The sequence below is a fragment of the Corynebacterium sp. CNCTC7651 genome (genome assembly GCF_021496665.1).
GTDB lineage: Bacteria > Actinomycetota > Actinomycetes > Mycobacteriales > Mycobacteriaceae > Corynebacterium.
Genome location: NZ_CP071246.1, coordinates 1,519,536 through 1,531,863, shown reverse-complemented (window position 1 = coordinate 1,531,863; position 12,328 = coordinate 1,519,536). Strand labels below are relative to the sequence as shown.

Here is a 12,328-nt window from a genome sequence, read left to right as displayed (position 1 = left end):
GCAAGAAACCTAACGTGAAGGGAACGCCAATGCCGCTGACACCAGCAGACGTGCACAATGTCGCTTTCAGCAAGCCACCAATTGGTAAGCGGGGCTACAACGAGGATGAGGTAGATCAGTTCCTCGATCTCGTAGAAGACACCCTCGCCCAGTTGCAGGATGAGAACGACGATCTTCGTGCGCGCGTTGAGGAGCTCAGCGCCGCTGGCTCCAAGCCGGCCGCAGCTGCTACTCCAGCCCGCGGCAGCGAGGTCGATGAGGCTGCGCTGCGCCGTTCCGTGGAAGAGGAGCTGCGTAAGGAGTACCAGGAGCGCCTGACCAAGGCGCAGCAGGCGCAGGAGAAGGCGCAGTCCGAGGTTGCCGCTGCGAAGGAAGAGGCGCAGAAGGCTCGCCAGCAGGCGGAGGAAGCTTCCCGCAACGCAGATCAGCGTGTGGCAGAGGCCAAGAAGGCCGCCGCTGCTGCCCCGGCCGAGAAGCCGGCCGCCCCGGCTCGTGCCGCAGGCGCTGCTTCCCCCGAGACCCATGTGCAGGCAGCCAAGGTGCTCGGCCTGGCCCAGGAGATGGCGGAGCGCCTGACCTCTGACGCGCAGGCAGAGGCGCAGACCATGCTCGAGGAGGCCCGCACCGCAGCTGAGCGCCAGCTGAGCGAGGCAGACACCGCCTCCAAGAAGCAGCTCGAGGATGCGCAGCGTAAGGCTCAGGAGACTACTTCCCAGGCTGAGCAGCGCGCCACCAAGCTGGTGCAGGACGCGGAGAAGAAGGCAGAGGAGACTACCTCGGACGCCAACTCCCGCGCAGAGGCTCAGATCCGCCAGGCTGAGGAGAAGGCAAAGCACCTCCAGGCTGAGGCGGAGCGCAAGCACACCGAAATTATGAACACGGTGAAGCAGCAGCAGACCGCGCTGGAGAACCGTATTGCGGAGCTGCGCACCTTCGAGCGCGAGTACCGCACTCGCCTGAAGACGCTGCTGACCTCCCAGCTCGAGGAGCTGGAGTCCCGCGGCACCGCTGCACCGAGCGGCGAAAAGTAGGAAAGGGGGGCTATACTTAGCCCCCAACACGCAATGATCCGGCCATCACCGGGGAGCGTTCCGGAAGAACGGCAGCAATGCTTATTAGAACCGGACGTACATATGGGAGACGTCACTTCCTTCACATCAATGAAGCGGGGCCTGGCAACAGGTCCAAGCAGGGTGGTACCGCGTGGCCGCGCAAGGCCGCGTCCCTGCACGACTGAAGTTGTGGAGGAATACCCATGGTTGGCGGCGTCTACCCCAAAGCTGACATGACTGGTGGCAGCACCTCGTTCCCGGAGATGGAGCAGCAGGTGCTGGCCTATTGGAACCAGGACAACACGTTCCAGGCCTCGCTGGAGAACCGCGAGGGCTGCGAGGAGTACGTGTTCAACGACGGCCCGCCGTTTGCAAACGGCTTGCCGCACTACGGCCACCTGCTTACCGGCTACGTGAAGGACATCGTCCCCCGTTACCGCACCCAGGCCGGCTACCACGTCCCGCGCGTCTTCGGCTGGGACTGCCACGGCCTGCCCGCCGAGCTTGAGGCGGAGAAGCAGCTCGGCATCACGGACAAGGCCCAGATCGAGGACATGGGCCTGGAGAAGTTCAACGAGTACTGCGGCAAGTCCGTCATGCACTACGCGGACGAGTGGGAGAACTACGTCACCCGCCAGGCCCGCTGGGTGGACTTCGCCAACGGCTACAAGACGATGGACCTGGAGTACATGGAGTCCGTCATGTGGGCGTTCAAGGAGCTCTATGACAAGGGCCTGATCTACCAGGGCTTCCGCGTCCTGCCGTACTCCTGGGCCGAACACACCCCGCTTTCCAACCAGGAAACGCGCCTGGACGACTCCTACAGCGAGCGCCAGGACCCCACCGTCACCGTCACGCTCCCGTTCACCGGCGCCCGCGACGGCTTCCCCGCCGCTGAGACGTGGGCTCAGGAGCCCTTGCTTCACGACGCTTGCGCTATCGCCTGGACCACCACCCCGTGGACCTTGCCGTCCAACCTGGCCCTCGCCGTCCACCCCGAGGTGGAATACGCGCTGGTTGCCGTGGCGGAGGATGGCGTGGAAGCGTTCGTCGGCAAGCGAGTGCTCCTAGCCGCAGACCTTGTGGGAGCCTACGCCAAGGAGCTCGGCGAAAAGCCTGAGGTGCTGGCGACGTTTACCGGCGGCCAGCTGGAGGGCCTGGAGTATGAGCCGGTGTTCGACTACTTCCGCGACACCGAGAACGCGTTCATGGTGCTCAACGCGGACTACGTGACCACCGAGGACGGCACCGGCATCGTTCACCAGGCGCCCGCGTTTGGTGAGGACGATATGGTGACCTGCGAGCGCTACAACATCCCGCTGGTCATCCCCGTGGACGCGGACGGCAAGTTCACCTCGCTGGTGCCGGACTACCAGGGCAAGCTGGTGTTCGACGCGAACCGCGACATCATCCGCGACCTGCGGGCGCGCGACCGCGTGCTGCGCGACCAGACGATCGTCCACTCCTACCCGCACTCCTGGCGTTCCGGCGAGCCGCTGATCTACATGGCGCTGCCCGCATGGTTTGTCAAGGTCACGGACATCCGCGACCGCATGGTGGAGCTGAATCAGGAGATTGACTGGATCCCGTCCCACATGCGCGACGGCCAGTTTGGCAAGTGGCTCGAGGGCGCACGCGACTGGAACATCTCGCGTACCCGCTACTGGGGCTCCCCGGTGCCGGCGTGGGTGTCGGATAACCCGGAGTACCCGCGCGTGGACGTGTACGGTTCCCTCGATGAGCTGGAGCGCGACTTCGGCGTGCGCCCGACGTCCCTGCACCGCCCGTACATCGACGAGCTGACCCGCCCGAACCCGGATGATCCGACGGGCCAGTCCACCATGCGCCGCGTGCCGGACGTGCTGGACTGCTGGTTCGAGTCCGGCTCCATGCCGTTTGCGCAGTACCACTACCCGTTTGAGAACGTGGAGGAGCACGATGTGCGCCAGCCGGCGGACTTCATCGTGGAGTACTCCGGCCAGTCCCGCGGCTGGTTCTACGTCCAGCACGTGCTTTCCACTGCGCTGTTTGACCGTGTCGCGTTCAAGAAGGTGGTCGCCCACGGCATCGTGCTTGGCAACGACGGCCTGAAGATGTCCAAGTCCAAGGGTAACTACCCGAACGTCAACGAGGTCTTCGACCGCGACGGCTCCGACGCCATGCGCTGGTTCCTCATGGCATCCCCGATCCTGCGCGGCGGCAACCTGATTGTCACCGAGCAGGGCATCCGCGAAGGCGTGCGCCAGGCAATCCTGCCGATCTGGAACGCCTACACCTTCCTGCAGCTCTACAGCTCGGAGGACGCGAAGTGGTCCGTGGATTCCACCGACGTGCTGGATCGCTACATCCTGGCCAAGACGCACGACATGGTGGCCGGCGTTGGCGCCGCCCTCGACGAGGTCCGCATCGCCGACGCCTGCGAGGAAGTGCGCCAGTTCGCCGACACCCTGACCAACTGGTACGTCCGCCGTTCCCGTGACCGTTTCTGGGAGGGCCAGGAGGCGCACCCGGAGGCCTTCAACACCCTGTACACGGTGCTTGAGGTCACGTGCCGCGCCGTCGCGCCGCTGCTGCCGTACATCTCCGAGGTGATCTGGCGCGGCCTGACGGGCGAGCGCTCCGTGCACCTCACCGACTTCCCAGCCGCGGAGCAGCTGCCTGCCGACGACGCACTGGTAGCCACCATGGACTCCACCCGCGCCGTCTGCTCCGCCGCGTCTTCGGTGCGCAAGGCCCGCAAGCTGCGTAACCGCCTGCCGCTGCCGAAGCTCACCGTGGCGCTGCCGCACGCCGGTGACCTGGCCGATTTCGCCGCCGTCATCCGCGACGAGGTCAACGTCAAGGAAGTCGAGCTCACCGAGGATGTGGACGCCGCCGGCAGCTTCGAGGTGGTTGTCAACGCCAAGGTCGCCGGCCCGCAGCTGGGCAAGGACGTGCAGCGCGCGATCAAGAACGTCAAGGCGGGCAACTACGTCCGCGAGGGCGAGAACGTGGTGGTTGACGGCGACATCATCCTCACGCCCGAGCTCTTCACCGAGCGCCTCGTCGCCGTGAACCCGGACAGCACCGCGCGCGTCGAGTCCGCCGACGGCACCGTGGGCCTAGTCGTCCTTGACACTGAGGTCACCGAGGAACTCGAGGCCGAGGGCTGGGCCGCCGACGTCATCCGCGGACTCCAGGACGCCCGCAAGCAAGCCGGCTTCGCGGTTTCGGACCGCATCGCCGTCCGCCTCGTCGTCCCCGCCGACCGCGTCGAGTGGGCCGAGCGCCACGCCGACCACGTCGCCGCCGAGACCCTCGCCACCGACTTCAAGGTCGGCACCGAGCCCATCGACGGCGCCCAGCCGGTCATCGAGGGCGTGACCGCGAGCGTCGTGAAGCAATAGAGCGTCGTGAAGCATTAGCCCCCAGCGAGCGCCCGCGCTTCCTGCACTCCCTGCGCTCTTCTCGCGCCCCGCCAGGCTCGGCTCAGTCCGTGGCCCCAGGCGGGGCCTTTGCTTTACGACGCTCGCCCGCACCCAACCCGGCCGAGCCCAACCCTCAAGTCTCACGTGATGGTTCTCTGCAGTGCGGAAAGCGCGGGGTTTGGACGGGGTAGGGGCACTCCCCGGTGCCTTACCCCCGGCCGAGCCCAACCCTCAAGTCTCACGTGAAGGTTCTCCGCAGTGCGGAAAGCGCGGGGTTTTGGACGGGGTAGGGGCACTCCCGGTGCCTAACCCGGTCGAGCCCCAACCCTCAAGTCTCACGTGAAGGTTCTCCGCAGTGCGGAAAGAGTCTCAAGTCTCACGTGAAGGTTCTCCGCAGTGCGGAAAGGTGTGGTGGGTAGTGGCTGCCCCGAAAGTGCCCAGAGTATTTTGCTGTTCGAATGGATGTTCTATTTAAAGCGAACGTGGGTTGGGAGCGTGTTTTACCCTGATCGCAAACACAAACCGAGCAGGACAGGAAACACGCTATGACCACTACATTTACGGGCCCGGGCGGAACGAAAAGCCGTGCCGAGATGAAGAAGCACGCGGAGGCAATTGCGCGCGATATTCAAACGCACTCCGTTCGATCAAACAAGGCGAAGGCGGACTTACTTAACAGCATTGCCGAATTTGATGCACTTGAATTAGCTGGCCTTTTCGGCGCCGCTAGCACGGGTAGCTGGCTCGAGCGGGAGCTCCGTTACCGGACTTCTACCGCATACGAATATGTCCGTGTGGGGCGCGCGCTGCGTGTTTATACAGTGCTCGCGGAGGCGTTTCGCGAGGGGGACATTCCTTACTCCACCGTTCGGTTTCTCATCGAGTATGTCACCGAGGAAAACGAGCTTCAGCTAGTTGAGCTGGCCAGACGGCTATGTTTTAGCGAGTTGAAGAAGGCTCTGGCGGGTGTGGACAGCAAGAGCGGGGAAGGTAAGAACCCAGATGATCCCTTCTTTACGCTCAAACGTCGCGCGGACGGAATGGTTTTCGGCGACTACCTCATTCCTCCCGTCGTAGGCGCGTATTTGGAGTCCGCGCTGAAGATTGCCGAGCTGGTTCTCAACGGCCACACCGCAGCTGACTCGGGGCAACTCCGCGCTCTCATAGCGGAGGCAATGGCGCACTCAGCGGAGGCTGGAGGCGGGGATCCCGAAAACGGGGTGTGTGAGGACGATCTGCTTTTCGACGGAGGAGATTGCGCCGCACCGGGGCCAGAAGACGCGACTGAGGTTCGAGAACAGGACGGGGGTGAAGCACAGGACATGGTTGAAGAAGAAGACACCTGGATAGACGCTGCGTTCGGGGACACGTCGTTCGAGGACGAGGAATCCGACACCCCGCCAGAAGAGGCGCGACCTGCGGTGATGACGCAGCCTCCGCGGAAAAGCATCAAGATGGGTGCGGAGGAGATTTTCCGCGTGCCGTCTCGCTTCGGCCCGCCCCAGAAGCAGAACCTGTACGCCGCGTTTATCGCGATGCTCAACATTGTGCGGGCTCAACCGATCGCTGCGACCCGGGCACCGGGGGCGGATGTGAGCATCATCGTCACCGAGGACGGGCGCGCATGGATGCCGCAGAATCCCCAGATCCCCAGTCGTGTGCTCACCGGCTACGTGCACAACGCGCTCGCCCGCGCGCACCTGCTCAGCTCGTCCGGTGTCACTCTCCACTACGGGCGGAAGCGTCGCACAGCGTCGGACGGGCAAATCAAGGCCCTGCTGGAACTGTGGGGTTACCAATGCGCGATGCCGGGCTGCACGCACTCCCGCTTCATGGAGATTCACCACATCCGAGATTGGGCGGAGGGCGGCTCCACCGACATCGAGAATTTGATCCCGCTGTGTTCCAGCTGCCACTCCCAGGTCAGCCACGGCAACATCACCGTCACTTCGTACGGGCGGGACATTGAGTTCGCCTTTTCGGACGGCTCCCGGTACACCTCCTACAACCACAGCCTGCCGGAACTCACACAAGCGGCGCAGTTGCCCATTGTCGATGTGCCAAGCCCGTAGGCCGCGCACGCCAGCTCAGCGCACGCTAGCTCAGCGTACGCCGTCGCAGCGTACGCCGTCGCGGCGCAGGCGGGTACGGTGAACGCCATGCCTCGCTGGGTGCTGCACATCGACATGGACGCGTTTTACGCCTCCTGTGAGCAGCTCACCCGGCCCACGCTCAAAGGCCGCCCCGTGCTCGTGGCAGGCGTGAGCGGGCGCGGGGTGGTAGCCGGAGCGAGCTATGAGGCGCGCAAGTACGGCGCGCGCTCCGCCATGCCCACGCACCGGGCGGCGCGGCTCGTGGGGCCGCAGGCGGTGCTGGTGGCGCCGCGCAGGCCGGTGTACGCCGCGGCATCGCGCCGCGTGTTCGAAATCATCGCCCGGCACGTGGAGGTGGTTGAGCAACTCAGCATCGACGAGGCGTTCATGGAGCCTGCGCAGCTTATCGACGCTTCCCCGGAGCAAGTCACCACCTGGGCCAACGAGCTCAGAGCAGAGATCAAGAAGGAGACTGGGCTGCCGAGCTCGATCGGGGCGGGCAGCGGAAAGCAATACGCCAAGATCGGGTCGGGGCTGGCGAAGCCGGACGGCGTGTTTGTCATCCCGCACGCCGAGCAGCTTGACATCCTGCACCCGCTGCCGGTGGGGGAGCTCTGGGGCGTGGGCCCGGTGACGGGAGCGAAACTCGCGGCGGCGGGGATCGAAACGATCGGTGACCTGGCGGAGCTCACGGAGAAGGAGGTGGAGATTGCGTTGGGGGGTGTCGTCGGCAAGCAATTGTGGCACCTGGCGCGGGGTGTGGACGAGCGGCCGGTGGCACCGCGGGCTGAGGCGAAGCAGATTTCGTCGGAGCACACGTACCCGCAGGATCTGACCACCGCGCCGGAGGTGGATGCGGCGCTGAAGCGGGCGGCGGCGGAGTCGCACAGGAGATTGGTGAAGGACGGGCGCGGGGCGCGCACGGTGACGGTGAAGCTGAAGATGAGCGACTTTCATATCGAGTCCCGCTCGGCGACGCTGCCGTACGCGACAGATGACGCGGATACGCTCTTGGCCACCGCGTTCAAGATCGTGCGTTACCCCGATGAGGTGGGGCCGATTCGGCTGGTGGGGGTGAGCTACTCCGGGCTGGAGGAATCGCTGCAGGACGTGCTGTTCCCTGAGCTTGACCAAGAGATCGTGAGGCCGACGCGGGTGAGCACGGAGTATGAGTCCGGGGTGAGCGACCACACCGCGGGGCCCGAGGTGGACGTCGTCAGCACTGCAGCACCGAAACCCGGGCAGTGGCAGGCCACGCAGGACGTGTTCCACCCCGAGTACGGCCACGGCTGGGTCCAGGGCGCGGGGAAGGGGTGGGTCACCGTCCGCTTTGAAACGCGCGCGAGTGGGCCGGGCAGGATCAAGAGCTTGCGTGCCGACGATCCCTTGCTCACCCCCGCCGACCCACTGGACTCGCTTGATTGGCGGGAGTGGCTAGAGCGCGGCGATGGTTAAGGCCGGATCTACGCCGGCAGCCAGAGCCGTGAGGAGGGCGATGCGGGCCTGGCCGGGGCTCAAGTAGCCGGCGGGGAGGGCACCGAGCTCGCCGAGGGTCGATCCGCCGCCGGTACCGCCGTATGCGAATGTGACGGCGCCGCGCGGCACGGAAGTGGCGATGACGACAGGGATGCCGCCAGCGACGGCGCGGCCGATGGCCTCGCCCATTTGCCCGGAGACGTTGCCGGAGCCGAGGGCCTCGATGACAAGTCCGTCTGGGCACGAGGCGGCGACGGCGTCCACGATCGTCGCGTCCGCGCCGGGCCAGGCTCGCAGGATAGGCACGTTAAGGCCCGCCAGCTCGGAGCGCGGAACAGCGGCGGGGCGGGGTTGGGAACGCTCGCTGGTGAGGGCGAACGCGCCAAGATCCTCGGTAGAGGCTTTGTAGAGGCCTCGGGCCGGCAGCGTCTCGCCGGCGAAATGGACAAGCACGCCCATGCCGCGGCGCAGGCGGTCGCCGGCGGCTTCGATGGCGCGGCGGAGGTTCTCGGGTCCGTCCGGGTGCGGGTCATCCGCCGGGCGCTGGGCACCGGTGAGGATGACGGGACGCGGATCGTCGTGGACCAGGTCGAGGGCGAGGGCAGTTTCGGCCATCGAGTCGGTGCCGTGGGTGAGGACGATGCCGGATATTTGGGCGTCGGCGAGCGCGCGGCGCACCAGGTCGCTCAGCAGGTCTAAGTCGGCGAGAGTGATGGAGGAGGAGTCCAAGTTGGCGGCATCGTAGACGCGGACGTTGGCATCGGTGTCGCAGCGGCGGACCAGCTCTTCGCCGGTGAGGGTGGGCACACGGGCGCCGGTGGTGTCGGCGGTGGATGCGATGGTGCCGCCGGTGGAAATGACAAGAACGAACGGGTCCATAGGTACTAGCGTGCCAGATGTGGCGTGGGTGTCGGTTGGGATTCGCTGGCGGTGAGGGGTTAGTCTGGGCGGAGTTGATCACGTTGAGCTGTACGCCGTCGAAAAACCAAGGAGAGCTCGTGAACGCACGCAAGATTGCCGCCGCCATCATCATGCTGGGTCTGGGGATGGGCGCTGCCGCCTGCTCCGACGATGCTGACACTGCAGCGTCGACGACTGCGGAGACGACGTCGGCTGCGACCGTCGAAACGCAAGCGGCTCCGGTTGCCCAGCTGCCGACGGTGGAGGAGCTGAACGGGGTGATCCAGCGCGCGGCGGACCCGAACCTGCCGATCGAGGAGCGCATGCTCACCGTGCAGGGCGGTGAAAACGTGCCGGAGCTGTTTGACGTGATGTCGCAGTCCCAGATGGAGTCCGGCGCGACGTTCCAGGTTGTGGACCCGGTGCTGCCGGGCTTCGAGCCGAACCAGGTGCTCGCCGCAGTCAACCTCGTGCAGCCGGGTGCGGAGCCGACGCTGATTAACGACGTCACTTTTGTGCACGAGGACGGCCACTGGAAGCTGTCCCAGCAGTGGGCCTGCAACCTGATCTCCAGCACGCTCGCACCGGAGCAGGTGCCGGCGATGTGCAACGCGAACGCGCCGGTTGCGCCCGCGCCGGTGGATGCGCCGCCGGCAGAGGCACCGGCACCGGCTCCGGGACTGTAGCCGCTAGCTAGTCGCGGTCTTCGCGCCACACCTCGTCCGTCCACATCGTGGCCAGGGTGAGGATGCGGGCGCGGGAATCGTGTTGCGCCATGCGCCGGCGCCACTGGCGGCGCACCCAGCGGTCGTGGCTGGTGATGATGACGGTGCCGGTGAAATCCACAAGCGCCTGCTCCAGCTCCTCGGCGAGGGCGAGGGAGAGGTGGTTCGTCGGTTCGTCGAGAAGCAAAAGGTCCGGCGGGGACGCCAGAATGATGCCGAGGGAGACGCGGCGGCGCTGGCCAAGCGAGAGGTCGCCGAGCTTTTTCGCGGCCTGCTCGGGGGTCATCAGCCCCATTGCCACCAGATCGGGGGCACCGTCGGGTGTGTGGCGCGCGAACACCTCGGCGGCGGTGGCGTCAAGGTCGTGCCACGTGTCGTCCTGCTCCAGGCGGGCGACGGTGAGCTCCTCGGGGATGATCAGCTCGCCCTCGTAGTCCGTGAGCGTGCCGTCGATGATCTTGAGCAGGGTGGACTTGCCGGAGCCATTCGGGCCCTCCACCAGGAGTTGCTGGCCGGGCTGCACCTTGATGCTCAGCGGCATGAGGCGGTCCGGCACGCGGAGGTTGATCGCGGTCACGGCGGGCACGCCTATCGACGTTGCCTGGTGCGGCGGCACCCCAGTGAACCGCAGGCGCTCCGGCGGTGCGGGGATGGCAAGGCGCTCCAGGTTGTCCAGTCGCTGCTCGGCGGCGCGGCGGCGGTTGCCCACGGTCTTGGCGGCGCGGTCCGCGTAGAACTTGGCTGCGGCGCGGGTCTCGGTCTTGTTGTCCTGCGAGTGGAAAATGTCCTCCGCCGTCTGGTCGGCGGCCTTCTCCAACCGGGCGCGCTCGTGCTCTTGGGCGGCGTAGTCCGTCTCCCAGCGGTGGCGGCGCTGCTCGCGGGCGGTGAGGTAGTCCGAGAAGGAGCCGGTGAACTTCGCGCCCTGACGGGTTTCCTCGCCGTAGCCGCCCTCGGCGCCAAGGCCGGGATCCAGGTCAACGATGGCGTCGCAGGCGGAATCGAGGAAGTAGCGGTCGTGCGAAGCGGCGAGGACGGGACCCTTGAACGCCTCGAGTTCGCCGATGAGGAAGTCCACGGCTTCGTCGTCCAGGTGGTTCGTCGGCTCGTCCAGCACCATTGCGTCCACGGGCCGCAGCAGCAGCGTGGCCAGCGCGAAACGGCGGCGCTGGCCGCCGGACATCTCGCCGAGCGGCGTGTCCAGGGACACGTTGGCCAGGCCGAGGCCGGCCAGCACGGTGGCGATGCGGGCATCGAGCTCCCATACGCCGGAGTTCTCCGCGCGGGCGAGGGCGCGGTCAAACGCGTCGGCCAGGGCGGCGTTGTCCGGCTCCTCCGCCATGCGGCCGGATAGCTCGGCGATGTCGGTCTCCACCTGGCGCAGCTCCGCCACAGCCTGGTCGATCAGCATGCTCGCCGGCTCGGTGAACGGCAGCGAGGTCTCCTGGGCGATGAAACCTGTCACCGGCGGGGTGATCAGCGTGCCGGCATCCGGGGTGAGCTCGCCCGAGATGATGCCCAGCAGCGTGGACTTGCCGGCACCGTTCTCGCCGATCAGGCCGGTGACGGAGCCGGAGGGCACGGCGAAGGAAATGTCGGTGAGCACGCGGTGCCCGCCGGGGTAGGAAAATGAGATGCCGTCTAAGCCAATGTGCAGCGGGGCAACCATCAGCTGTCCTTTCCGTACGTGACCGCGGAGGTAATGTCCTGAACAACGCCGAATTCGCTGCCCTCGCCGGAGTACACCAGGCGCGTGGTGGCGGCGACACGGCCGTCAACCGGCAGCGGGCGGGAGAGATCGACCGTGATCTTCCCCTCTGAGGTGGTCGAAGTGCCGGCGACTGTCAGCGTCTGCCCGTCCAACTCGCCCGCGACCTGGTTGTCAATCTTGATCGCCTGCTGGGTGGGGCGCTCCTCGACGGCGACGTCGAGGTCGATCAAGGTGCCGTCGATACGCGTGACCGTGTACGTGGTGGTGCGGCGCATCGTCGTGTCGCCGGTGATGCGGCCCTCCACCGTCCAGGAGCCGCCGATGCCAACCGGATCCTCGGGGAAGACCACGGCGGCGGACATGATGCGCAGCAACGCGGACTCCACAGCCTGGCGGCCGGCCTCCGGGGAATCAGCCGGGGCGAGGAGCTGCACCGTGGAAATCAGGCCGGTTTCGGCGGCGCGCCAGCGCATGAGGAAGCCTTCCGCGGAGGCAATTTCTTTGCCCAGGGCCAGGTCCGAGTGCTTGCCGGCGCCGGCCTCCACCAGCACGCTGCGCGCGGCCGGCTGCTCGCCCTCGCCGGGATCTGCGGCAGGGGAGGCGGTCAGGGTCAGCGGCAGCGTCGTCGCCATGACATCGCCGCCGGCGGGGGCTTCCGCCACGTCCGCGCCAAGCGGTGCCACGGACTGCGCCACACCGCCCGCCACCTCCACGGTGGTCTGCCAGGGCTCGGCTGCAGACCCGGCCGCATCGCTGTAGCGCAGCTGCTGCGGGTTGTCACCCTCCTCAATCACGGTGACGGCGGGGGTATCTACGGCAAACGCCGGGATCCCCTCGAACGGGTCGGGTTCCGCAGTGGAGCAGGCGCTCACGCCTAGAGGCGCGAGAAGTGCTGCGGCCAGCGTGGCGCAGGCCCGGCGGCGGGGTGGGTCGAGCTTGGTAAACACGCTTTGAACCTACCGCAGAC

Annotated in this window: 8 protein-coding genes; 5 read left to right on the top strand and 3 right to left on the bottom strand. The window is 66.5% G+C overall.

What is annotated here, in order from left to right; translation table 11 throughout:
* Nucleotides 1–29 precede the first annotated feature (29 nt).
* The 4 genes from JZY91_RS07380 (at nt 30) to JZY91_RS07365 (ending at nt 8,007) form a co-directional block, all read left to right on the top strand.
* Nucleotides 30–1,031 (top strand): DivIVA domain-containing protein, encoded by a 1,002-nt coding sequence (locus tag JZY91_RS07380; protein WP_234947225.1) that lies wholly within the window; start codon nt 30–32, stop codon nt 1,029–1,031.
* 224 nt (nt 1,032–1,255) lie between these two features.
* Nucleotides 1,256–4,438: an isoleucine--tRNA ligase gene (gene ileS, locus JZY91_RS07375; RefSeq protein WP_234947224.1), complete on the top strand. Its 3,183-nt coding sequence runs from the start codon at nt 1,256–1,258 to the stop codon at nt 4,436–4,438.
* 566 nt (nt 4,439–5,004) lie between these two features.
* Nucleotides 5,005–6,531, top strand: coding sequence for an HNH endonuclease signature motif containing protein (locus JZY91_RS07370; protein ID WP_234947223.1), 1,527 nt, complete (start codon nt 5,005–5,007; stop codon nt 6,529–6,531).
* Nucleotides 6,532–6,618: 87 nt separating this feature from the next.
* Nucleotides 6,619–8,007, top strand: a complete 1,389-nt coding sequence (locus JZY91_RS07365) for a DNA polymerase IV (RefSeq protein ID WP_234947222.1) — start codon at nt 6,619–6,621, stop codon at nt 8,005–8,007.
* On the opposite strand, the gene JZY91_RS07360 is transcribed toward JZY91_RS07365, so the two are convergent.
* Nucleotides 7,987–8,907, bottom strand: coding sequence for an asparaginase (locus JZY91_RS07360; RefSeq protein WP_234947221.1), 921 nt, complete (start codon nt 8,905–8,907; stop codon nt 7,987–7,989). The genes JZY91_RS07365 and JZY91_RS07360 overlap by 21 nt on opposite strands.
* A 152-nt stretch (nt 8,908–9,059) precedes the next feature.
* Between JZY91_RS07360 and JZY91_RS07355 the strand changes: the two genes are divergently transcribed.
* On the top strand, nt 9,060–9,614 hold the full coding sequence (locus JZY91_RS07355) for a hypothetical protein (protein ID WP_234949091.1): 555 nt from the start codon (nt 9,060–9,062) through the stop codon (nt 9,612–9,614).
* 7 nt (nt 9,615–9,621) lie between these two features.
* On the opposite strand, the gene JZY91_RS07350 is transcribed toward JZY91_RS07355, so the two are convergent.
* Entirely contained in the window at nt 9,622–11,319 is a 1,698-nt protein-coding gene (locus JZY91_RS07350; RefSeq protein WP_234947220.1) for an ABC-F family ATP-binding cassette domain-containing protein, read from the bottom strand.
* Nucleotides 11,319–12,308, bottom strand: coding sequence for a DUF6263 family protein (locus JZY91_RS07345; RefSeq protein ID WP_234947219.1), 990 nt, complete (start codon nt 12,306–12,308; stop codon nt 11,319–11,321). Before JZY91_RS07345 ends, JZY91_RS07350 begins: the two co-directional genes overlap by 1 nt.
* Nucleotides 12,309–12,328 lie beyond the last annotated feature (20 nt).